Origin of the sequence: Mucilaginibacter frigoritolerans (assembly GCF_007830615.1) — a bacterium.
In the GTDB taxonomy this organism is placed as follows: Bacteria; Bacteroidota; Bacteroidia; order Sphingobacteriales; family Sphingobacteriaceae; genus Mucilaginibacter; species Mucilaginibacter frigoritolerans.
Window position 1 is genome coordinate 1 of sequence record NZ_VLLI01000016.1, and the last position, 25,302, is coordinate 25,302.

Genomic DNA, 25,302 nt, shown 5'->3' on the forward strand with positions numbered 1-25,302 from the left:
GCATGCCCATCCATATCCTATAAATATTTGATCATTATACAATGCTGTACTGTGATTTTATGCGGGCTTAATCTCTCTTTCGAGAGGCTATCCCCCTGATATGGGTAGGTTACATACGTGTTACGCACCCGTGCGCCACTCTCATGAAAAGCAAGCTCTTCAATCCCGTCCGACTTGCATGTATTAGGCCTGCCGCTAGCGTTCATCCTGAGCCAGGATCAAACTCTCCATTGTAAAATGTTTTTGTTTGTTCACTGACCCTATTATTAATAATAGAATCTGTATTTTATATCTTTTTACAGTATCCCCGGGTTTCATCAATTCGTTTGACTCGATAATAATTAAATTATCTTCCCGCTACGTTATATGTTATACCTTAAAACAAAGAACTTTTCGCCTTCTCTCACGATTTGGCTTTTTATTATCTCTACCATCATTGCGATGGTCAACTAATCATTGTTATTTAGCAATTGTGCTACCCTGATTGCGGGGTGCAAATATAGGAATGTTTTGAATAAAAAAAAATAAAAAATATTTTTATTCAAAAAGCACAAAAACACCTTTTAAATGTCCAAAAAACACACTTTAACTTCATCGAAATAAAATAAACATTTAATAAACAACTAATTAAAATATACAGACGATAACAAGACAATGCTTAAAGCGGTGCGCGTACTGGGTTGAGCACATTACAAATGTGCGCTTGACGGAAAATCAGTAATGTAAAAAAAGCGCGTATTGGACCATTTTTCTCAAAATATCAGAAAAATTATCCCGAATTATTGGCTACAATATTTCATAGCAGTGCTAACCTGCCACTAGTAAAAAATCATATTATTATTCTTTACTGAATTTATACAAGACCGCGTCATTCGCAGGCAGTTTGCTCTTTGACGATAATTGCGTTAACGAACTTGGGGCATCATCCGGCAGCAGATTTTTAATAGTATACTTTTTATTTAGTGCCAAGCCAAGGCGTTGCTTGTTTATTTCATATTCCTTAGCATCATTACTGTAGTTAAATACAGCAAGGTAAAAATCATTGCCAATCCATTGGGTAAACATTTCAGTTGTTTTATCGCCTGTATTACCCTCAACCGGCCTGAATGCTTTACCATTTTTAATTACCTTAAGCAATTCCTTATTTTGATACAGCTTTTTAGCCACCGTAGCCCATTGCCCGGCGGTTGAAAAATCATCCCCCGTAAAAAAAGTACCGGTAACTATACCTGACAACACCCGCGCCCTGTTTGCACCCGGCGTTTCTGTACCTAATACCAATTGGTCGGCATCAATAAAATTGTACATATAAGTTAGCCACCAGCCATAATTAACACTGTTTAATGTGTATTGAGTATCATGCATACTTTTAAAGCCATCGCAAGCAATACGGCGGGTATGTACGTAACGCGCGGTAGCCAAATTAGGCGATATTGCAGCATAAACCAGCATTTGCCCATCAAGTTGTTTAATTAAATATTCCATTCCCTTATGGTAGGCCTGCATGCCGGTGGTAACTGTGGTATCATAAAAATGTGTTGATTCAGCTGCACCATGCCCCAAAAAATCAATCTTTATCATTTTAAAACCGCATGCTTTTAGTTTGCCAATTATAAATGCAATACGCTGCTGCGTACCGGGGTGAGTTGGATCAATAGCACGTGCACCATCAATTTCATGATAGCCGTTGCCTACTTTAGTCCATATATCGCCCCAATTATATTGGCTGCCTTCCACCTTTCTGTTAGAGCCACTTTTCCAGCCCCAGTCAGTAAATGGCGCCCAGTAAACACCCGGCTGTAATCCTTTCGATTTACAATAATCTGCAAACTCCTTCAATTTGCTGTAATCACCTTCATTCCCGCCTTTCAGCATGTTATCCCAAAACGCATCGAGATCAACATAAGCGGTATTACCTGTTCTGAAACCGGCCAGGCTATCGGCAATAAAGTCTGCAACTTTTACCACTTTATCAAACGTTATCTTATCCTGCAATACTCCCCAGCTATTCCAACCCACGGGTGTTGGTTTTGTCCAGTTAAAAATAAATGGTGGTTCGGCCATACGGTTTGCCTTGCCATATTCTTCCAGCCCGGCACGCCAGTCATCAAAATAACCTACAAATACTTTTGGCGATTTAATTATAGTACCACCAATTTCACCATGCGGAATATTGTCACGGGTAACCGTCGAATCACTATATCCCCCAAAAACATTAACCATGTTACCACTATCCTTTGTAGCGGTTGTACTTACACCTGTTTTCCAAACCTCATGCTCTAATGACCCGAATACAAAACCCCTGCGAGATGTATTATCAAATACTGCTCCTGTTTCAGAACTGATGTTAGCAGCCGGTGCAATAAACGGTTTTGAATTATAGCTAATGAAAGTATCGTTATCGAAAGGAAAGAATACAGTACGCGCATCACCATTAATACCGGCAAAACTTCCTTTAAAGGGCGACATATAATTGCTTTTTAAATAGCTTCCGCTTAGTTCAACCTGGGTAATAAAATATGGCCGGTTATTGTATATGTAAAACACCTGCTTCATCTCAACGCCGCTATTGCCCCTAAGTGTGACCGTGTGCCTTGATCCGTTTCCGAATTTATCGCTGATGCTAATTTGATTATATTTCCGTTCCGGGAAGTCTGCCGAGCTCAAAATTTTTCCTTTTACCTTACAGGTAGCAACAATGTTTGAAAATATCAGTTCATGGTGGCTGTAAACGTTATACATCCCGGTTTTTAAATTGTATACCACCACACCATTGAGATATAGCATATTAATTTTTGAATCTGCAGCACTAACGTGTTTAACATGTATTGAACCTAAAACAGCGAGTGGCAGCAAAGCGATCAGCAATAGCAATAACAGTTGGGTAGTTTTTATAAGATGATTCATATTTTTTGTGATTGATCAGACTTTTAATGCCATTATATTTTTAATAACACCGTTTATTTTCACTTTAACCATTCGTGGTTGTGCTGATGTGATGTGGTAATCAGTTACTTTACCATCTTTCCATTTAAAATCAATGGTCAAATTACCGCGTGCCCTTAAGCCCGTTACTTCTCCCGTTCCCTTCCACTCATTTGGTATGGCTGGTATCAGTTCGATGTAACCGGCGTGGCTTTGTATCAGCATTTCGGCAATACCTGCTGCAGCACCAAAGTTGCCATCGATCTGAAATGGCGGCCCTGCTGAAAGCAGGTTGGGATAAATGCCACCGCCTGAACCATAATTAATATCGTTACGCAAAGTTGGTCTCATTAATTGGCAGTATAGTTTAAAAGCGCGGTCGCCATCATGCAGCCTTGCCCACCACAATATTTTGTAGGCTATAGACCAGCTTGGGCCATCATCACCACGAACGTCAAGTGTTTTTTTAGCGGCTTCGGCAAGTTCAGGCGTAGCGTCAGGCGTTATTAATGATGCCGGGAACAAGCCATACAGATGCGATACATGGCGATGTTTCGGCTCAGTTTCCTTATAATCTTCCAGCCATTCCTGTATACGACCATCTTTAGATATAACACCCGGAGGCGGCAGTTCCTTTAATTTAGCGCTTAGCTGTGCCCTGAAAGCTTTATCCTTACCCAATATTTTTGAGGCGGCAATCACATTATTAAATAATTCCCTTATAATTTGATTATCAATGGTTGCGCCCATGCAAATACTGGCGATTTTACCGTTTGGTAAATAAAATGAGTTTTCGGGAGATGATGACGGCGAGGTTACCTGCCAGCCTGTTTTAGGATCCTTAACTAATATGCTGTTATAAAACAGCGCAGAACCTCTTAATATCGGGTAAATACTGGCCAGATATTTTTTATCGTTGGTAAATGTATAATGCTCCCATATGTTATTGCATAACCACCCTGAACCTGCCTTAGTTACGCCCCACGATGCACTTTCTCCCGGCTCGGTAAAATGCCACGGATTGGTTATTACGTGTGCCACCCAACCATCAGCATTATAATATGCTTTTGCTGTTTTTTCACCATGCGGTATCATTTCGCGAATCAGCTCAACTAATGGCAAGTTAAGTTCAGACAGGTTTGATACTTCCAGCGGCCAATGATTCATTTGCACGTTAATATCCAGGTGATAATCGCCATTCCAGGGCGTTTGTATTTGATTTGCCCATAAACCCTGCAAGTTTGGCGGCAGTAAGCCTACTCTTGTACTGCAAATACTCAGGTACCGGCCATACTGGTAAAATAATACCGGCAGGCCATTGTCTGATGCCGGGTTTTTATGGAACGAGATTAGCCTTTCATCAGTTGTTTCCTTGATATCACCAGCATTGCCCAAATTAACAATTACCCTATTAAATAGCTTTTGATAATTGCTGACATGCTTTTGCTTTTCGACAGCATAAGGCGTATTTACAGCGGCGTTGAGTATAGCCTCCGTATTCTTTTTGAAGGCTGCACCCTTGAAATCGGTTCCGGCTGATATATAAATTATAGCTTCGGTAGCATTTTTGATGATCAGCATATTGTTTGCAAGGCTCATGGTACCGCCCTGCAGTTTGGTCTTTACATGCGCCAGGTATTGCATGCCCTTGCCATCAATGCCATTATCCAACTGACCGCTTAATTGCAGTTCATCATCACTTAGGGTCACGTTACCCTGCTCCGGGCGACTAATGCCTATGCTACAGCTTAGTTGCCCTGGTTTATCGGCAGTAAGCCTTATAATGCTGATATCATTATTAAAGCTGGTAAAATATTCTCTGGTATAAGTAACACCATTTACCTTAAATGTGCTTTTGGCAATGGCTTTGTTTAATGATAGTTCGCGCTCATAATTGGTGAATTGGCTGCCGGTGCTATCAGCACCATTGTATTTATATTTTATGCTAAGATTGCCAAGCACCTGGTAGCAACCGAAGGGCACACTACCACCGCCTTTGCCGGTACATACAAAATCCTTATTGATCAAATCCTGTGCTTCATCATTTTTACCTTCATCAAGCAGCTTTCTTATTTGCGGTAAAACTTTATAAGCATTGTAATTATTAGCGTCTTGTGGTGCGCCAGACCATAGGGTAATGTCATTCAGTACAATATTTTCGCTGGCTACACCACCATCGGGCATCATACCTAAACGGCCATTGCCTAAAGGCAGGGTTTCTTCCCAAACCTGTGCAGGCTTGTCATACCATAATTTCAAAGGCTGCTGCCCGAAACAAGTATTAATGAGTACAATGCTAAGTATTGTGAATAAAGAAATCTTACGAATCATACTTAATGTTATATGAGTTATGCTCTTATTGTTTATTTACCAAAAAGTTAACTATGCGGCATGCATTGCCTTTACTATTTTTATTTTTCAGCTGATTTATGGTGATAGTTAACACGTGATTTCCGGGTTTTAAATTACTGCCCAACAACAGATACCACGGTAAGTGCAGCATGCTGCTCCATTCGGTATACAAATCGACCATGTTTTCGGGACCATCATCTACCCGGTACGAAATAATTCCTGCATCCGAGCCGGAAATAATGGCAATGCCTACCGCAGTTCCGTTAAAAGGTAATGACAATGCTGAGCCCGGTGTTACAGAACTTAATACCGGCACGTTTACAAAACCTGCTCTAGTACCAAGGCCATCAGTTGGTTTCCAATTGTTATCAATTGACCAGCCGAAATTATAGCGGGCATTACTGATATTATAGTAACTTCCATGCTCAAAATTTGCTTTATCCAATGGTTTAGGCAATGATGGTTTAATTGTTTTTTTTGTCTTACCATCCAAACAGGCATTAAGCAGGCTTTTTATGTTTTCAAAATACAGTTGCTGTCCAAAAGGCGCCGGATGTATATCCTTAAAATCACCTTCCCAGCTAAATTCTTTGTTATTGATTTTATCACGAACCTCTTTACCCAGGTTTATAAATAGCAGGTTATAATGTTCAGCAACCATTTGATGATTCGCTATTTCGGGCGGAATAAGGCCCTGGTTATAGTCACTCGTTTTGTAAGGGTCAGCAAAGGCCATCATGATGAGATCCATATATGGATTACTTCTTTTAGCATGCCTAACTATTCCTTCTAAAGCTCGTACCTGCGTTATACTATCAGTATGGTTTACCCTGTCATTTACGGCGGCTTCAATAAACATCAGGTCGATTTTGCCTGAATCAAGTATATCGCGCTGTAACCTGAATGCGTGGGGCAGGCTTCCTAAAGATGGTATACCTGCAGCAATAAAATGAAAATCAGTATTCGGGAATCTATCTGTAAGGTATTTACAAACCATTTGTCGCCAGCCCGGATTGTATGTGATGGAGCCACCAAGGAATGTTACTGTAACGTTTTTTCTTGTGGCAATTACATGCTTAAAATTGTTCAATTTATTGACCAACGTATAATAGTTCCTATAAGGCAAGCCTGTATTAGTTATAACAGATTTGTCTTGCCCTTTTGCAAATAGACATGCACAAGCAAAAAGCATGACGAAAGTGAATTTCTGTATTAAAGTTGTTTTTATTCCCGTTTTCATCATCTTATAACACAAATTATTTCATTTCATTCAATTCCATTACTACGCTTGTCCTGTTAACATTTACTTCAGGATTCAGACCAATCTTCATTAAAAAATCACCTGTGTAAACCCTTTCATGGTCGGTTACCGGCAATGTGCCCGGGTATAAATTTATCTCTTTGATACGGTATTTCTTTTCAGGGTCTAGTCCATTCAGCAGAATTGGTCTTTTACTTCCTTCTCCGTAACGGTAATTAACCAGATACGTAAACATCACCGCAGTCGACTTATCAGCATCTACATAGATTAGCGAAGCGGTATTTTCCTTTCGAGGGTCTGACAGCCTATACTGATCTCCCTGCCATACCACCGGCTTGATTTCGTTATAGATTGCCACCGCGTTCTGGCAAAACTTAAGATCATCACCACTGAGTTTGCTGACCACTATATCAAATCCGAGTTTACCCATCATCGCAACATCAACCCTAAACTTCAGGGGTTCTTTACCCCAGTCGGTTACATGGTTAGCGCTTGTAATGGCAGGGTAGAAGTAGGAATTTTCCCACTGGATAAATATCCGCTCAATAGGGTCAGTATTATCACTCGGCCAAAACTCTGTAAAATATTGTAAAGCACCGTAGTCAACACGTCCGCCGCCACCTGAACATAACATCATCGGTACTTCCGGGTATTTGGCCCGGATCCGCTGTAGTACTTTATATAAACCCCTTACATAATCAACATAAAACTGCGACTGGTTTTGATGCAGATGGACGGCGTAAGCGTTATAAATAACGGCATTACAATCCCATTTTATAAAGGCCAATGCCGGATCCTTAATAAATAAGGAGTCGATAACATGGTATACAAAGTCTTGTACCTGTGGATTACTCAGGTCAAGTACCAACTGGTTTCTAAAGTAATATTCTTGCCTGTCGGGTTGTTTAATTACCCAGTCGGGATGCTGATGGTATAAGTTGCTCTTAGGACTAACCATTTCTGGTTCGATCCATATCCCAAACTTAACTCCCTCGCTTTGTGCCTCCTTCGCAATAGCTGCAATGCCATTCGGTAGTTTTTTACGGTTCTCCTGCCAGTCACCCAAGCCGGCGTGATCATTATTCCGCGGAAACTGGTTACCAAACCAGCCGTCGTCCAGCAGGAAAAGATCGACACCTAGTTTTTTGGTGCTTTTTAACAATTCATTGAGCTTGGCCTCATTAAAGTCAAAATAGGTAGATTCCCAGTTATTAAGCAGGGTCAGCCTTGAACCTTTACCGTCAATCAGTTTATAGTTACGGGCCCAGGATTGCAGGTCACGACTTGCTTTGCCTTTACCCTGTGTTGAAAACGTGTATAAAAATGGTGGCGTTTCAAACACTTCACCCGATTTTAGCTGATAAGGTGATGCATAATTATTGATTCCTGATATAATCCGGAGGTTATCTTGTGGATCAATTTCAAAATCCGTTTTGAAGTTTCCGCTCCATTCCAATCCGCCAAACAGAACACTGCCATGGTCTTCGGTAGCTGGCTCGTCGAGTGAAACCATAAATACGGAAGGCATAAAAAGGTTAGCCCTCGTCCCCAGTTTCGAATCCAGCGTTTTGATGCCATGTGTCAGCAAGGTCTCCTCGGGCTGCATCTCCCTGACCCAGTCGCCATGATATTGCCGAAGCCAATAGCTGCCCGCAGACAAATTGAGGTTAGCGGATGCAAACTTTTGCAGCACTATATTTCCTTTTTCATGGTGTTGTATAGCGCTCCATTGTTCAAGTACATTTTCTTTGTAATAAGATTTGTAATACAAGGTAACCTGGAAGTTATAGACCGGGTCTTTCAACAGCACGGTTAAAAGTGAGATATCATTACTAATTTTAGTTTGAGTATGGCTTACATACTGCAGATCGAGTGAATTATTGCCATCAGCGTGTGTGACCGCAATGGCAGGTTCCAGCAGGTTTCGTGAACCGGCCGGTGTGTAAGCAGAATTATACATTCCGCTATAATCAATCGCCTGTTTATATTCGCCGGTAACCAATTCATATTCACCTGTTTTATCCAGTTTCTTCCCTATATAAATTGTATTTAAATGCCCAGCGGCATCCGTTTGTAAAACGACAGCTGTCTGCTCCGTTTCCACCGGTATAGTTACCTGCTGCGCTTTAGCATGCCCGCAGCAGGCAATTGTTACTAAACACAGTATAATATACCTGCTCTTTAAATATATATCTGTTATTTTCAATTGTATAGTACTTTTTTAAAATCTTTAAATAAACCTTACCCGGCTGCACTTTCTTTCGCTATAACATCGCATGATTGATGATTAGTTCATTGACACTGCTTAACCAATCATTGTTGTGCTTATGGTAACTGTAATAAACCGCCGGTTTATGTTGATCATTAACACACCGGCGGTTCAGCAAACCTTAGTATAGACAAACAGGGCTATCCAGATCCTAAATAGCCCCGTCTTTGTCCGGACAAGAACACCATCGTCTCTCCGTTATACTTAATAACTCAATTTTATTTGTAATCAGGATTTTGCACCAACACACCACCGCTTTTATCAATCTCTGTTTGTGGTAATGGCCATTTGTAAAATTTATCCTGCCAGTTAAAGGTGATTATACCGGTATTCAGTCCGTTTAGGGTTGGGCCTGCTATATGCCACCTCACAAGGTCAAACTGACGTAATCCTTCAAAGGCCAGTTCCACCCTACGTTCATGGCGTATACGCTGGCGCATTTGGTCTTGGGACAGGCCGGCTGGATAAGCTGGCATACCTACCCTCGCCCGAATGGCCGTGGTCAGCTGGTAAACGATTGCATCCGGACCCGATAGCTCGTTTTCAGCTTCAGCATACATCAGCATTACCTCTGCTGCGCGAATGATAACAGCATCCTGCTGGCTCAATGTAGAAAAGCCATAAGGTATATTCTTGGGTTCCAGGAATTTTTTTGTACCATATCCAGTTGGAACAGGATTCGATGGATGATCTACCTCGCCGTTCCCAAAATCGATATAGCCTTTATAAACCGTCATTCCCAGCCTGGGATCACGATTATTAAAATTATTTACTTTGTCAGTCAATGGTGATGTGCCCCAGGGCAAGCCATCAGTACATTCATAATCGTCTACCAAATTTTCGTAGGGAGCACAGGCGTCCCAGTCACCATAATACAGATCCCATGGTGCAGTGTTATTGGGCGCTAGGAAATTAATTGTAAAAATAACTTCATTACTGGTCATCTGGGTTGCATCCCTGAACGGACTGATAAAATCCGGATCTAAAGAATACTGTGTCAACACAGACTTGCTCAAATCACGAACCTGACCCATTATGGTCGGATCAACAGTACCTGTCCCCTGGTACGCAGCAAAAATCAATACCCTGGCCAGTAAAGCCTGCGCCGATGATGCGCAGGCGTGGCCATAATTGCTGATATAGGGTTGGGTGCTTAAGTTAGTGATCGAGTAATTCAGGTCGCTTTGAATTTGTGCCAGTATTTGCGCTGCGGGAACTTTTGGTTGTTTCTGTGTGGCTAGCGTGAGTGGTTGAGTTACCAACGGCACATCGCCATAAATGGTGTACAGCTGATAATACATAAACGCTCTTACAAACATTACCTCACCTGTATATTGCTTCCTTATAGCGTCGGTTACATCAGCACCCTTGTAAGCTGTTAGCTGTGTTAAAAAATTATTGACACGCGCGATGCTGGTATATGCGTCATCATATATTGCCTGTTGATAACCTCCGATTGTTGCACTCAGATTACCCTGGTCGATACTGGTTACCGAACCTGAATTAAACTGATTGTAGCCGTTATCAGAAAGACAATCCCGGAAACCCATTCCGTAGGAAAACTCCTCGGTCTGCATGGAGCCATACACAGAAGCCAGCGCTTCATCAAAGTCACTTTTTTGTTTGAAAAAAGTACTGGTAGCCAGTTGATCTGTAGGATTCAGATCGAGCGTTTTTTTGCAGGCTCCCAGCGTTGTGACTATAGCCATGCATATGATATATATTCGTTTTTTCATTTTATCAATTCTTAAAAAGTTACGTTTACACCGAAGGAATATATTTTATTTTGCGGGTAAGTGAGAAAATCACCACTTGCCGCGCGTTCCGGATCAAGCCCAGGGTACTTAGTAAAAGTGAAAAGATTGTCGCCTGAGAAGTAGACCCTAAGACGATCTATACCTATATGTTTGGTAACACTTACTGGAATTGTATATCCAAATACCAGGTTTTTCACCCTAAGGTATGAACCATCCTGCAGAAAAAAGGTGGACGGGCGGGTCAGACTTTGCGGAGCATTGAATCCCCAGTAAAGACGGGGCATAGTAGTAGATGGGTTTGTTGGGGACCAGGCATTCAACCAGTTGGTGGTTGGTGGCGCACCTTGCACAAATGGGATTGTTCCCCAATCATTAACAAAGTACTTAACACCATATACGCCTTGCATCAATACCGAAAGATCGAAACCCTTCCAGCTGCCACTTGCACTAAAGGAGTAATTCAATTTGGGAACAACACCCGGAATGATTACCCTATCATTATCATCAATTTTTCCATCGCCGTTAACATCCTTGTATTTCAGATCGCCAGGCTGTGTAGCATCTCCATATTGTTTAGGTGAATTAGCAACTTCCTGTGCATTCTGGAAAATTCCTACCACTTGCAGCATATAAAAAGAATTGATTGGATAGCCCTGCTCATTGATACTATTACTATAAATATCAGGCGCGCCATACTTCACCAGTTTATTGGTGTTATGATCCAGGTTAAGGCCAAAGTTATAGGTCAGCCCGCTAAAAGTACCGCCATTTACGGAATTACCATAAGTAAGGCCAAGTTCAACGCCTTTATTATCTACCGTACCATCATTGATGGTAGGCGCCTGTAGCCCAACAACGGCAGTGATTTGGGATTGCCTCAAAATATTTGAAGTGACCCTATTGTACCAATCAAAAGTGACATTAAAATGCTTTACAAGAGTAATATCCGCACCAATGTCCGTCATGGTGGTCGTTTCCCATTGTAATTGCAAATTATTTAATTGTGTTTGCGCAACTCCGGTGGTCAGGTTTTGGTTATTAAATGAATAAGCACCTGTAAAATTCAACAATGCCTGATATGGATAAAGTACACCATAGCCACCTTCCACTATATTTTGATTACCGACTTGCCCCCATGATCCTCTGAATTTAAGGTTGCTGAGCCAGTTTAAATTGAGGTCTTTAACAAATGGTTCCTCTGTAACTCTCCAACCGGCAGAAGCGGATGGAAAAGTCCCCCATTTATTACCGGGAGCAAATTTCGAACTACCATCAAAGCGGATGTTGCTTTCCAGAAGGTAACGTTCTTTGTAATTGTAATCCACGCGGCCGAACCATGACTCCAGCGCCCATGCATTACTCGTACCTGCATTAGTAATATGATCAGTACTACCCGCGTTTATCTCCTGCAAAGCAGGGTCGACAAAATTTTGCCTGTAGGCTTGCAGATATTCATAATCGCTTTGCTCAATACTCCAACCTGCTTGTGCCGAAACTGTATGACTACCAAAAGAGTGGTTATATTTCAGGTAACTGAATAAATTGGAATAAATCGTATGCTCGTCCTGTACGGTTAGCCCCTGCCCCAGGTCAAGAGTTGTACCCAATTGTCCGGTTTGATAATAATATTCCGGAATGTTCTGAACAAAGTTTTTGTAATTATCAAATTCTCCGTTAAAAGCGGCCTTGGTGTACCATGAAAAATCTTTGTTGAAGGTCACATTTGCCCAACCCTGGATGTTCGCTACGTAATCCTTGGTATCATGGTATAAGCCATCATCCAACACTGCAACAGGGTTTTTATTATTATACTCAAACGGATATGCTTTGTATGTAAAATTACCGCTGCCATCTGCCGTATAAGGTCCGTAAGTGGGTGCCTGTGATAATGTTGACAAGAACATATCTTCTGACCCATTTGAAGTAGCATCTGTTACTCCTGATTTTAACAGGATATTGGTACCGAAGGTGATATGATCATTAACTTTGGATTGTAGATTTGAACGAATATTGTATTTTTGGTAATCAAACCCACGCATGATACCATTTTCATCAACATACCCAAAATTTATATTGTAGGTCGTTTTATCGTTACCTCCGCTAAATGTCAGGTTATGCGTTTGTGTTGGCGCTGTCCTGAAAAGGTATGGTAACCAATTCGTGTTTGGATACAAAGGATCATTCGGATGCGTCGCGTAAGCGTTAATTTCTGCCGGTGTGTATAGTTGCGTTGGATCGGTAAGACCGGAATTGATACGGGCTGTATTGTACATATTCATATACTGAACAGAATTAGTAACCAAACTAAACATTTTAGTGTAGGTGTAGATACCAACATTGCCGTCGTACTCAACTTTAAGTTTGCCGGCTTTACCTTTCTTTGTGGTTACCAGAATTACGCCGTTGGCCGCCCGCGAGCCGTAAATGGCTGTGGACGAAGCATCTTTCAATACAGAAACGCTTTCAATATCGGTAGGATTGACATCGTTCAGGTTGCCCGGAACGTCATCAATTAGCACCAGAGGGTCGGAACCGGCCCCGCTGAAGGTGCCTACCCCCCGAATTTTTATTGAAGCATTTTCATTTCCAGGTTCACCGCTGCCCTGGGTTATCGCCACACCGGGAGCAAGGCCTTCCAGCATAGTGGTTGTATTTACAACTGGTCGCTTAATCATATCTACTCCCGAAATAGTTGAAACAGATCCAGTAAGGTTAACCTTTTTCTGGGCACCATAGCCCACTACCACCACTTCATTCAGCTCTTTATTTTCTTCCTGAAGGGTAACGTTGATGTTTGTTTGATTATTAATGTGGATCAACAGGGTTTTATATCCGATAAGGCTAAAGGAAAGATCGGCTGTTGGGCCTGCTTTAATACTATAGGCACCTTTAACATCAGTAACAACGCCATTGCCTGTGCCCGGAATACTTACTGTTACACCAGGCAGGACACCGTTAGCATCTGATACCTGACCGCTCACCGTGATGGTTTGCGCGTAGGCGTTTAAGGTTAACAAGGGTAAAAGGATCAGGAGAAATAAAACAAGCTTGTGTTTACCGGACATAAGCTGCCTTTTTGGGCAAATGCCGGAAAAGGCTTGTCTCATGTCGCCATCCTTCAAAATGGAATGAGTAAATCTTTTCATAATTTAAATTGAATTGGTTTGATTAATATGGAATGAATGGTAGAAAATACTATAGGATGTATTAAAGTTGAGCTACAAGCATCGTGGCCTTAGATTTTCTTTTCGGCAGGTGTTTTTTTAGGTTCATGTGAGATGGGTTATATTGTTTAAAATTTGTTTGTTTACTTACCTATAGTTTACTGTACCAGCCGCATAGTACAATTATTCACTTCGCAGTAAACAATTAGCTATGGCTACACATCAAACATCCATTTGTACAATGCACTACTAGTACAACATTACAATGGAAAACACTATTCTTTAAGCAACTGGTTTATAATTGGCACAATAGCATAGAGGGCTTAACTATTCTATACTATACTATAATTCAAAAATGAAAATATAAAATGACTTTTGCAAGTTTTCATTACATTTTTCATAATGCTAGCTATTTAAGTATTGAATTCTTTATATTTAGGCAGCACCCATTTCCCATTGAAGACGCTGTAATAAATTATTTTATATTGGTTAAATTCTTATTATCCAACAATTGCAATTGTAAAGTTATTTGTGATATACTTTAATCGATATCTATTTTATTTTTAAAACTCCCCGGATAAGCCTACTACCAAATGTGTTTTAGAAAAACTCAACAAGACTTAAAAATGAATTTTTAAATAAAGTATAGAATAGTACAGATAAAAATCTATCGACAGGATCGTTCGCCTATGATTGCGAAATATTGAAAAGGGGAATGTTTTCGGAGAAAAAGCCAGCCTTCTAAAATTTCAACTTCGAATACTGGTCAAGAGCCTTACATCAGTGGGGCCCAATACTATTAGTAAACCGCACACGCTATTTACCGGCAATGCCTATTGATGAGAACAGGACAAAGGCGAGCACCATAAGGATAATGAGCAACACACTTACCCAATGCCGGTAACGCCAGGGCTGAACATTTACAACAGGATGTTTTTCTGGCTGATAAGGCACCTTGAGCGGGAACAGTCGCCCAATAAGTAGCATTATGCCAACGGTAACTACAAACAGGATAGCCAGCACATGCAAGTAATGCATTGGCGGATGAAATATCAAGATAACGATGGCATAAGTCGTTATAAAAAAGGCCAATCCAATTTTTACGGCCACGGGCGGCACTCTGCGTGTCAGAAAGCCTACAAGCAAAACAGAGAAAATGGGCACGGTAAAAAAGCCAGACAGCATCTGGATATAAGTATAAAAACCGCCTTTAAACAAAATAATGAACGGCGCTATACAGCATCCCAGCAGCGTGAGCAGCACCTGGAAGATTTTACTGCTCCGCACCAATTGCTCATCGTTTTTCTGCTTTCCGGTTTTATCAAACCAGGGCTTATAAATGTTCATGATAAATAACGTTCCTGAACTGTTGAGGCCGGCGTTAAAAGTGCTGAAAACTGCACCTAAAACGATGGATGCCATAAAACCCTGGAAAACACCGGGCAGAATATCTGATATCAGCCTAGGGAACACCTCCCTGGTATTATCAAGATGAGGATACAGGTGCACGGCAATCAATCCCGGCAAATTCAAAATTAACGGAGAAAGCAATTTGCCCACGCAGGCCAGTGCTATGCCTTTCTGGCATTCTTTTAGATTTTTGGAAGCGAGTGCCTGCTGTACTATAAATTGCTCCATGCCCCAGTAGTACAAGTTCATGAGCAGCATGCCGGTAAAAATTGTACCAAAGGGCACCGCGTCTCCAGCTGAGCCGATGGCGTTGAGGTGCTCTTTTTTTTGATGCAATATCACCCCCACCCCATTTAATAAATTGCCATGACCGAGATACTTAAAACCGTAATAAGATATGAGCAGGCAGCCAGTCATCATTCCCAGGCCCAAAAGCGTATCAGAAATGCTCATGGCCCGCAGACCGCCCAGAATAGAGTATAAACTACCCGAAATACCGATGACCACAATAAGCACGCAGCAAGTGGCAGTTGAATTCCACCCCATGTGCTGACTAACGTGAAAAATGCCGTTCATAGCCAGGGCGCCGCCGTATAAAATGGTGGGAATAAGATTGATTGCATAACTAGCCAGAAAAACAACAGATACTATTCTCTTGGTAACTGCGTCAAAACGGTGCTCTAAAAAATCGGGGGTAGTAATGGCACCTATACGTAGATAAACCGGTAGCAGAAATTCCGAAACGACGAGCATGGCCAGGATAGACGTCATCCCCCAGGCCATAACAGACATATTATTGATATACACAGACTCGTTTTCACCGATGAGCAGGTTGCCGCTCAGGTTGGTCAAAAAGATAGAAGAGCCAACCAGCACAAAACCAAGGCTGCGATTGCTTAAAAAATAATCATTCACCGTTTTCAAGCGTGTTCGTCTTGTTTTAAGCCAGGAAATCAAGGCTACCAATCCGGTACAAATGATAAAACTAAGCAGCATAACAAACTAAAACGCGTATGATAAAATTGATCGGAATACAGATATACACTCTACTTATAAACGCTACAATGATTTACGTCTAATGAGCGTTGTGGGAATGATTTTTTTGATCGCTTTGCCTGACGTTACAAACACAGCCGCTTCTTCTGCCATTAACCCGAAATCGGTAGAATAAGTAGTAATACCACCGCAGATGATCTCTTTTACCATATCATCATTGTGTGATAGAATGCCTACGTCAGCACCCGGATCGAGGTTTTTATCTATGCAATCTTTCAGCATAGCCCATAACTCTGTATTATTAATTGTGAAATATACCTTTCCCTTAGTGATTGCCCCTGGGGTGTATTCCGTATGTATGGTTCCTTTTATGCCGTATTCTTTAATGAATCTTTTAAAAGACCGTAAAATTTCAATTGGCGTATCTGTAGATGGGCGGTAGTAGAAAACAAATTCATCATAACGTGTTATTACGTCTTTTAATTCGCAAAAAGCTTTGTAAGTCGCTTGTTCAAACTCCTGTGTAACGTAAGAGAAGTCTCCGTCCATCTGCTCAAAACGATCAATCATCAGAAATTTATTCAGTGGAATATTTTTCAGAATATCTTTGGTGCGCGGGTTAGGGATGGGAGCCACCACGTATATACCATACTTGCCACGTATGTTGTTGATAATAGTGTCCAGGATGTCGATATTGTTATGATGGAAAAATACATCGAGATGCACATCCTGATCGAGGTGCTTCTTAAATGTTTTGTAGAATGTTTCCTGGAAAGTATCAAACGCGTAAAGCACCAGCGCTACCCGCAGACTCTGACCAGTATCTTCACTGGCAATGAAAAAGCCCATACGGTTACGGGATTCTACAATACCACGCTTGATGAGCTCCTTGTAGCCCTTCATGATGGTTTCCCGGGCAAAGCCCAGCTCATTCATCAACTTATTGACTGACGGGAGCAGATCGCCCAAGGCAACTACTTTATTATCAACAGCATTGATAATGCCCTGCACAAACTGTTCATGCTTGGTTAGCCGTGGTATACCCTCAAGCTCATGTATCTGGTCATAGATATCTCTCATCTAATGTATTTTTATCATACTTCGACTTCTTTCTTGCATTATGATTTAGTCAATAATGGAATAGAATAGTATAAGACCAAAGGTAAATTTATTTGCGCAAAATCCGCATTGCGATGATATTTTTTTTAGGAACGTAACTTCAGGTAAACCCTTTTTAAATTGGGTTCAATCAATTTATCTGCCATCAGTTCCTGCTTATCCTAATTAGATAGGTATATGCTATTGGAGCCGTGATATTAATTAATCGTACAAAAGAAATTGCAGGATTGATTTTAATCCAACACGTCTGTTCATATAACGCTTAATATTCCAGCGAATTTACCAGGCCGCACCCCGAATTTCTTTTCGTTCGGTTAGATTTTTATCAGCAATAATTACCGCAACCCATGGCTCGTCAGACACCGTAATATGTCCCCGCCATTCAAAATTAGCAGCGACGCCTGGGGTAAATTTGATTTCTTTTGAATAATCGCTCAATGAAAGGTTATCCGTACGGATTGTGAATTGATGGTTTCCTGTGCCTTGCGCTATAACTTCGATCACTATATCTCCGTTTTGCGCGGACTGTTTAGTTATTTTATAACTAAACATGAATTTGGAACGGAACTCCAGTTGATAAGAAGAACCAGGTAAAAAAGTTTGGCTTTGTTTCAGCCCTTTACTGCTGATTTCATATTGACCCTCTGGTAAAGTTATTTTAAAATGCTTCGAAGATCTATCTGGAAGAATGGTCGTTGTTTGCCCGGAGATTTTGTCCTTAAAAGTTACGGCTGCATCTGCAAGGCCCCCAACGATAGCTGAACCCTCCACATCTTTTAAAAGCCAGACCCAGTTAGTAACCGGATGACCCCATATTTCTTTATAGGTCCACATTGCTTGCACAGGCCAGTAAGGCGCATCATTTGCTTCGCGCGTTTGTATACCAACAGGTAGCCCGCCAACCATATCACCTGAAGATGGTGAATATAGCGGGATGTAATCATGTCCTTCGCCGTACATTGTACTTTCAGCAAACGGGTTTCTACCAATAATCCATTCCAATTGCTTCGTAGCCAATTCTTCACTGGCCAGATCACCACGTAAGCGGCCAGCACTGGCTAAAGCCTGCGCTTGAGGTAATATTGTACCAAAGTTCCCACGGTAGTCCATCCAAACCGGAAAAATCCGCAGATAATGCCCCGAGCCTAAAGATATGCCTTGTAATACCTGCGTACGAAATGATTCCTGGCGGCTTTCGGGTACATGCCTGTATTCGGTGTCCACATAAATTGACGCCGGCATCATTTGGTATGGAGCTGAGTATTTAGCCATAGTTTTTAAATATTCAGCATAAAGCGTTACCGAAGCGTACCATTTCATCCAGTTGGCATCATCCGGAAAAGCGTCGCAAAGTGCGGTTAATGCCATGGTCGGTGCCTGCTCACGTCCCCGGTGACAATAATGTAAAATCCGCTCGTGTGTAGTGCTCGTGTAGTAAAATCCTGTAAACGGTACTTTCCAATCAGGGCGCTTCCGTTGTTGGGCATTGGTGATAAGCGGGGCAAGCCGGGTCGCCAAATTTTTATATTGCAATGCGTGAGTCGCTTTCCATAAAGCCACTGAACTAATGATTGCCTGCGCCGGCAGCTCATCCTCTACATTGTTCGAATCAAAAGTTCCCCGCCAAATATCGGCAGATGGTTTTACTGATGGCATGCCTGCCATCGCGAATTGCCAATCGGCCTCTGCCGTTTTTAGTGCATAGGCTGCCAGCCGCGGATCACTTTCTTTGAACACTGAATAAGCAAGCGCTTCAACACCCGCTGCCTCAAAATTAGCCATCGGGTTGTTTTGTGCATAAGTAACCGGATCATCATCATCGCCGATAATATCATTTGTTCTGCGGCTATTTAATGATCCTGTATTACGGTAGCCATCGCCAAAATTATTTTTCAGGATCCAGTCAAGCCCCCACTGAGCTTCCTCCGTAACCCGGTCATAAAGCTTTGGGTTATCATCCCGTTCTTTAAGCTTTTCAGCCATACTTAGTAATGCACTGGTAATCTCTGCAGTACCTTCAAAGCTTTGTGACAGGTCGCCAGCGTCATGCCAGCCACCATTGGTCACTATCTTACGATTCCCATGGATACAGATCCAGTCGTTGTGTTCATTGCCATGTATGCCCGGTATTGCCATACCGCAGCGTTCTGCATAAAAAAAATTGAGCGCTTTCCAAACCGTACGTTCATAAACATCTGCTTCGATGCGAAACGGCTGCGTAACAGTTTCCCCGGCTTTCAAAACGTAAGTTCCCGGTGTTCGGACCTCCGAAAAATCCATTTCCTGAAAGTTTCCTATAGCTGAATTTACTTGTTTAACGGGCTTGTCTAATACCACTTTACCATTTAGCTGATTAATTAGTTTAAAATCTTTAGCAGTGATATAACTACCTATCGCGCTTTTTTGAGCTCCGGTCTGGTAACCGGTATGCGCGTAAGCGATCCGTCCCTTCCAAACATCCCAACCTTCAATTTTGTCCGGGTCAACTTTCTCCAGCTCCATCTGGTCAAAATAAAAATGAATTTTATCGCTTTCCCCGGGATAGCTCCCGGACAAACCATAGGAAACTTCAAAGCTGGTTATTTTATCCCTGGCCACATTGCCGATTTCCCAAACAATATGGTTCCATTGGTGATTTTTAAGCACCCAGGAGGTTTGGCCTTCCTGCCCGAAAATTGCGGGAAGTTTCTCTTTGCCGTCATTATACAGCTGGGCATCCAATGCAATTGTATAAAATCCAGGCAAATCCGGATAAATCCAGATAGAAATACGGTTGTATTTTGTCCAGTCTTCACCATTGAACAGCCTTCGGATGCCAGAACGCCCCCACCCGCGGCCATTTTTAGGTGCCGGGCCTTCAAGCCTTGTTGGCGTGGTCATGAGTAAGGAATGATCCCCCTGATGAACAAATTGTTTCGAAAGCGATATGTCAGCAACTGTACCGCTCGAATCAGGTGTGGTCATTACCTTTCTGGCATCAACAACCTGTACTCCTGATGAGGTAAATGATTTCCAGTGATCGAGGCTTTCCATATCATCTAACGTACGTTTGTCGTAGATTTTTTTATTCAGCCAGCGGTAAGCTGCAGAATCTTTAAACTCCGCTTCCATCGGTTTCCTGACCAGATAAAAGGCAGACAAAAAAATAAACGCAGCAAGCAATAATAAGTATCTCATAATTCTAAATCTCAGGGTAAAACAAGGAGCCTAAATGCAATGAATTGTAATTATAAAACTCTCAATTCAAAATAGTGGCCAAAGGAGACCCTACATTTACGCTACACCTTATCATTAAAATTTACAACAACAGCAATCCGGCTCCATAACACTTTAATTATTCATCCTTTTATACATGGTTGCTTCTGTTAAATGGAGATTATATGAATGCATTTTTTTGCCATATAAACGAACTTGCCATTTTGAAACTTAGAGTACTTTGATAAAATCGAACTCAAATCTATTGTACAGAAAACACTATTCTACCTGTTGACTGTTTGGGTTGCATATAAAACTTCATATTAAGAACAAGTTATTTGCTCTTGTTTAAGGAAATGTACCTTGTGGGCGAAATTTTAAAATATTGGCTAAAAGAGGATGAAAAGTAGGCTACGGAACTAAACCCTACCTGATAGGCAATTTCCGAAATGTTATGACTGGTAGTGGTGAGTAACTCTGCTGCTTTTTCAAGGCGGAAAATGCGAATAAACTCCTTAACCGACAGGCCCGTAATAATTTTTATTTTACGGTAAGTCTGGGCCCTGCTCATTCCAATGGCTCTGGCAAAATCATTTGCCTCAAAGGCCGAATTACTTATGTTCTGTTCAATGGTTGCGTAAGCTTTCCGCAAAAGTAATTCGTCAGTATTGGTAAGCCCGGTTTTATTGTGCGAGAGCCGGCGTCCATTTAAAAAATTATTCAGCAATAGCTTTCTTGATTTTATCAGGTTACCCACCCGGGCTCTTAGAATGTCAAAACTGAAGGGCTTTGTTACATAATGATCGGCACCATTCTTTAATCCCCTAAGTAAACTATTTTCGTCATCATAACCCGTAATTAGTACTATAGGTATATGGCTGGTGCGTAGGTCTTCCTTTAATAGCTTACATAATTTTATGCCGTTTATACCCGGCAATTGTATATCGCTTATAATTACATCGGGTATAGCTGTAATAGTTTTTTCAAAGCCTGTTAAACCATCTTCTGAATCCATAATGCGATAATAATCTTTAAATTCATCTTTTATTACCATTCGCATCTCATAGTCATCTTCAATAATATGCACCAAAGGCTTCCCGTCATCGGCAGGTATTTTCCAGTGAACGTAATCAGGTAGCAATGCCCGGATATTATTTTGATCAAACATAAGTAGGTTTTACAGAGCAGAACGCCCTTTGTATTTATAAAGGTAATGATATTTTTACATGTAATTAAGACAGTTTTATTGAAAAAAGCTATTTTGCTTTCCTGATATAACTTTTAATGGTTAAAATTGACTAACCAATTCGTATCCGTGAAAAAATTTATTAACCTTGGAGTGTTGCTATGCTTTATTATTTATGGGTGCAAAAAAGAGAGCAACCCTACTGAGGATGTGCATAAAGATATGCTTGCAGCCGTTAACGCATTAAGAAGTACGGGCTGCACTTGCGGTACAACCTATATGCCACCAGTACCGGCAGTTAAATGGAACAGCGATCTTGAAGCTGCTGCTGCTGCTCATGCAAAAGATATGTTTGTTAATAATTACTTTAATCATATAGCGCCTGATGGCTCTTCACCAATACAGAGGGCCCTGCAAGCAGGCTACACAGGAATGTATATAGGCGAAAATATTGGAACCGGTTACAACGATGTTCAACAGGTAATGGCTGCCTGGACAAAAAGTGAAGATCATTGCAGAGCGATGATGGATAGCACCTATGTAGACTTGGGTGCCGCAAGGTATAATACCATTTGGGTGCAGGAATTTGGGAGGTAAACCCAGCGCTGCCGTAATAAATTATTTGTAAAACAACCACAACTGTAACAGACTATTCATCAGGCAAATTACCTATTAGTTTATATTTATTATATCTATGAGAAACTAGTGCAAACAATTGAGCAATTAGTGAAAGGCTTTTGGATAATTATAGTTTTAATTTGGGTAACCAATAATAAAACTTAAAATTATGAAAAAAGTATTTTTATTTTCAATTGCAGCCATAGCTATGGCCTCATGTCAAAAAGAAGCTAAGGCACCTGCTCCTGTTTCTGCTAATGCCAAAGTAGAGGCAAACTGGTCGTCATCTGCACAATATGCCACTTGGAATGCAGGCAGTGGCTACTATATCGAAAACAATATATGGGGAAGTGGCGCTGGCTTTCAATCTATTTGGGCAAACTCCTACAGCAACTGGGGGGTATGGTCCGACCAGCCAAATACCAGTGGGGTAAAGTCATACCCAAATTCAGATTATGGCGTTCATCAAACATTTAGCGGCTTACACACTGTTCAAAGCAGCTTTAATGTAACAGTTCCCAGCAGCGGTGCTGCTGCCGAAAGCACCTATGATATATGGTGCAATAACTATGCTTATGAAATTATGATATGGGAGAACTGGACCGGTGCGGTAAATCCAATTGCCGTTGGCTATAACGGCAATGGCACTCCAATAGCGACTTACACAAATGTAACGCCTACTTCCGGAGGCCCTACTTATACCGTTTATGTGGGCTCTAACGGAACAAATGCTGTATATTCTTTTTTAAATAATAGCCAAACATCATCTGGAACCGTTAATATAAAGGACATTCTTAATTTTATTCAGAGTAAAGGGGTAACCTTTACCACGCTGGATAAGGTTCAATTCGGGTTTGAGATCACGTCATCAAATGGTGGTCTTAATTTCGACTGCAACAGCTATTCAGCTACTGTCAATTGATTTTGTAATTAATCCTATACAATTACCTAACAATTAGTTTCAGTCAGTCAAAAAAAGCCTCAGTGTTTTCGACCTGAGGCTTTTGACTTTTTAAAGAGTAAAAAGAAATAATCAAATGTAAAATCTGACCAACAATTTTGAGCCAATTTCAACCTATATTGATGGGGAAAATGAGTTCCTAATAACTGATTTTTGCAAATAAGTTTACCAAGTGATTTTTAATAAAGTAACGCCTTGTCTTTCCAAGTCAAAATCAATTTTCGTTTCACCATTTACAGGTGTAATATATTTTGGAGAATAAGCTTCTTTTAACTGACCTGCAGCTTCCAATATCTTATACTCTTCCAGTGTTGGAGTCTTTGGTGAACCCATTTTTTTCCACACCGTATAGGCATTACTATGCGTCTGATCAATAATATATTGAGTGAGTAATACATTTCGCAGCGGAAGTCCTTTTACCAATATAGAAACAGGTGTCGACGGAACATCGGTATCATTTTTATCATGATAGTTCCAAACCAATATGGCGGTAGCATTTGTGCTTTTTGTAGCTAATGCATTTACGTCCGGCTCCTGCCCTCTTACACTCGAGTCGCGAATGGTTATATAGTTTTGCTTTGAGGTTGACGTAGTGGTTACTCTGTTGCCTTGCATCATTCCAAACATTCTGAATACATTCAAAACAGGTTTATCAATACCATTGGTAGCAAGGTCCCTGAAACCTCTGAAATAAGGCTGATCTTCAAATTCAAATGCCCAAGTTACAGCACCTGATAGGTTAACCCCTCTTTTTGTGGCCAGGTCATAGGTACGGGTCATCACCGCTGCCGTATAGCTGGCATACATGGTGCTGTTGCGGTAGGCATATTCAGGATGAAGGTCTCCCGGGCAGGCTGCGCAACCCTCAGGATCTGATTCTCCGATAACTATGGGCAGTTTTTTTAAAGAAGGTATAGATGAAACGATCTCAAATCCTTTGTCAATACTCCTAAGTTGGTTCCCCATATTCATCCATACAACTCCATCAATAAGTTTAGGAGCACCTTTAGCGTGAAAGGTAATAAAATCAAGCGGGGTACCCGGTTTACCGGTAACATAATTCTTCCCGCTTACAATATGCGTTAAAAACTTTTGCAGGAGTTCGCCACCCGATTTTCCATCAGGACTGGTGGTTTCTGGCCCACCTATTTTTGCAGTCGGCAATGCCCGCTTTACCGCATCTGCAGTATAGTCATATAATTTAATGTATTCGTCCGTGTTTCCTTTCCAGTAAAAGGTTAAATCAGGCTCATTCCATACCTCCCAGTACCAGCTCTCTACTTCTGTTTTGCCATAACGTTGCACAGAATGCTTCACCCATTGAAAAACCAGTTCAGCCCATTTTTCATAGCTCTTTGGAGGATATGGCCATCCCGAATAATGTTTCGGTTTTGTTTTATCCAATTGAGTTTCTTCACTTACGGACCCTGGATTAACGGACAGCGCCTCTGGCATGAAGCCTATTTCGGCAATTGGTTTCATACCACGCTGAATATAGGTATCAAAAATACTGTCAATAATTTTCCAGTTATAAACCGGTTTTCCATTGGAGTCCTCGGTATAAGCATTGGTTGAACTCCATTTTAAACCTGGGATAGCATCGCCGCTGGTCAGCATATTATGAGCTCTCACATTTACCCTTACCGGGCTTAAAGCAGCAATTTCTGTCAGTAATTTTTTCCCATCTTTCATATAGGTATAGTTTGCTTCATCATATCCGAAATACTCCCAGATCGGGGGCAGACGTCCCTCTGTTTGTAATAAATTTACATCAATAGAAACTGTAGGAGTTTTAGATTGTCCATAGCCACCTAATGATATTGATAACAGAATAAGGAAGAAAAAACACCTTGAAATAATTTTGGAGCTCATAATATTTTGTTTCATTGAAATTCGATTGGTGATGGCCTTTCTTATATTTTAAACAATTATACTCAAAGTCTATATTCAATTACCGTTACATTTTCATATCGCAAAGCTTTAAAATTTGGAATGAGCCGCCATCCTGATTTTCTAAAGTTGCTGATAGGTGATTAGGTTACTATTTTGTCTTCATTTAATTTTTCATACTTGCAGCTGCCCGTTATTT

At 41.1% G+C, this 25,302-nt stretch carries 13 protein-coding genes and 1 rRNA gene; 2 read left to right on the forward strand and 12 right to left on the reverse strand.

All coding sequences use genetic code 11. The features are described from left to right. The 11 genes from JN11_RS21460 to JN11_RS21510 all read right to left on the reverse strand — a co-directional run. Window positions 1-234: ribosomal RNA gene (locus JN11_RS21460) — 16S ribosomal RNA — on the reverse strand; the annotation flags it as partial. Window positions 235-837: 603 nt separating this feature from the next. Further along, complete coding sequence (locus tag JN11_RS21465; RefSeq protein WP_144916033.1) at window positions 838-2,907, reverse strand: alpha-amylase family protein; 2,070 nt, start codon at window positions 2,905-2,907, stop codon at window positions 838-840. A gap of 15 nt (window positions 2,908-2,922) precedes the next feature. Continuing rightward, window positions 2,923-5,256, reverse strand: coding sequence for a glycoside hydrolase family 95 protein (locus JN11_RS21470; protein ID WP_144916034.1), 2,334 nt, complete (start codon window positions 5,254-5,256; stop codon window positions 2,923-2,925). 25 nt (window positions 5,257-5,281) lie between these two features. Next, window positions 5,282-6,367 (reverse strand): SGNH/GDSL hydrolase family protein, encoded by a 1,086-nt coding sequence (locus JN11_RS21475; RefSeq protein ID WP_170227823.1) that lies wholly within the window; start codon window positions 6,365-6,367, stop codon window positions 5,282-5,284. Between the two features lie 166 nt (window positions 6,368-6,533). Next, window positions 6,534-8,744 (reverse strand): alpha-galactosidase, encoded by a 2,211-nt coding sequence (locus JN11_RS21480; protein ID WP_246139067.1) that lies wholly within the window; start codon window positions 8,742-8,744, stop codon window positions 6,534-6,536. 281 nt (window positions 8,745-9,025) lie between these two features. After that, entirely contained in the window at window positions 9,026-10,543 is a 1,518-nt protein-coding gene (locus tag JN11_RS21485) for a RagB/SusD family nutrient uptake outer membrane protein (protein ID WP_144916037.1), read from the reverse strand. 11 nt (window positions 10,544-10,554) lie between these two features. Next, window positions 10,555-13,710: a SusC/RagA family TonB-linked outer membrane protein gene (locus JN11_RS21490; RefSeq protein WP_211360872.1), complete on the reverse strand. Its 3,156-nt coding sequence runs from the start codon at window positions 13,708-13,710 to the stop codon at window positions 10,555-10,557. A gap of 834 nt (window positions 13,711-14,544) precedes the next feature. Further along, complete coding sequence (locus JN11_RS21495; RefSeq protein WP_144916039.1) at window positions 14,545-16,134, reverse strand: solute:sodium symporter family transporter; 1,590 nt, start codon at window positions 16,132-16,134, stop codon at window positions 14,545-14,547. Between the two features lie 63 nt (window positions 16,135-16,197). Next, complete coding sequence (locus JN11_RS21500) at window positions 16,198-17,214, reverse strand: GntR family transcriptional regulator (protein ID WP_144916040.1); 1,017 nt, start codon at window positions 17,212-17,214, stop codon at window positions 16,198-16,200. 318 nt (window positions 17,215-17,532) lie between these two features. Beyond that, a complete protein-coding gene (locus JN11_RS21505; RefSeq protein WP_144916042.1) occupies window positions 17,533-20,430 on the reverse strand; it encodes a glycoside hydrolase family 9 protein in 2,898 nt (965 codons plus the stop codon). 352 nt (window positions 20,431-20,782) lie between these two features. After that, a complete protein-coding gene (locus tag JN11_RS21510) occupies window positions 20,783-21,616 on the reverse strand; it encodes a response regulator (RefSeq protein ID WP_144916044.1) in 834 nt (277 codons plus the stop codon). A gap of 147 nt (window positions 21,617-21,763) precedes the next feature. On the opposite strand from JN11_RS21510, the gene JN11_RS21515 reads away from it, so the two are divergent. Together JN11_RS21515 and JN11_RS21520 are read left to right on the forward strand one after the other, a co-directional pair. Next, the gene (locus JN11_RS21515) at window positions 21,764-22,231 is read left to right on the forward strand and encodes a CAP domain-containing protein (RefSeq protein WP_144916046.1); all 468 of its coding nucleotides are present in this window, start codon (window positions 21,764-21,766) and stop codon (window positions 22,229-22,231) included. A gap of 190 nt (window positions 22,232-22,421) precedes the next feature. Beyond that, window positions 22,422-23,174 (forward strand): GH12 family glycosyl hydrolase domain-containing protein, encoded by a 753-nt coding sequence (locus tag JN11_RS21520; RefSeq protein ID WP_211360873.1) that lies wholly within the window; start codon window positions 22,422-22,424, stop codon window positions 23,172-23,174. Between the two features lie 204 nt (window positions 23,175-23,378). On the opposite strand, the gene JN11_RS21525 is transcribed toward JN11_RS21520, so the two are convergent. Then, window positions 23,379-25,100, reverse strand: coding sequence for a GH39 family glycosyl hydrolase (locus JN11_RS21525; protein WP_211360874.1), 1,722 nt, complete (start codon window positions 25,098-25,100; stop codon window positions 23,379-23,381). Window positions 25,101-25,302: the final 202 nt, after the last annotated feature.

Coding starts and splice junctions, on each gene's coding strand:
- JN11_RS21510 (WP_144916044.1), bottom strand. CDS start 21,616: ATGTTTGATCAAAATAATATCCGGGCATTGCTACCTGATTACGTTCAC.
- JN11_RS21490 (WP_211360872.1), bottom strand. CDS start 13,710: ATGAAAAGATTTACTCATTCCATTTTGAAGGATGGCGACATGAGACAA.
- JN11_RS21520 (WP_211360873.1), top strand. CDS start 22,422: ATGAAAAAAGTATTTTTATTTTCAATTGCAGCCATAGCTATGGCCTCA.
- JN11_RS21485 (WP_144916037.1), bottom strand. CDS start 10,543: ATGAAAAAACGAATATATATCATATGCATGGCTATAGTCACAACGCTG.
- JN11_RS21495 (WP_144916039.1), bottom strand. CDS start 16,134: ATGCTGCTTAGTTTTATCATTTGTACCGGATTGGTAGCCTTGATTTCC.
- JN11_RS21470 (WP_144916034.1), bottom strand. CDS start 5,256: ATGATTCGTAAGATTTCTTTATTCACAATACTTAGCATTGTACTCATT.
- JN11_RS21525 (WP_211360874.1), bottom strand. CDS start 25,100: ATGAAACAAAATATTATGAGCTCCAAAATTATTTCAAGGTGTTTTTTC.
- JN11_RS21500 (WP_144916040.1), bottom strand. CDS start 17,214: ATGAGAGATATCTATGACCAGATACATGAGCTTGAGGGTATACCACGG.
- JN11_RS21505 (WP_144916042.1), bottom strand. CDS start 20,430: ATGAGATACTTATTATTGCTTGCTGCGTTTATTTTTTTGTCTGCCTTT.
- JN11_RS21465 (WP_144916033.1), bottom strand. CDS start 2,907: ATGAATCATCTTATAAAAACTACCCAACTGTTATTGCTATTGCTGATC.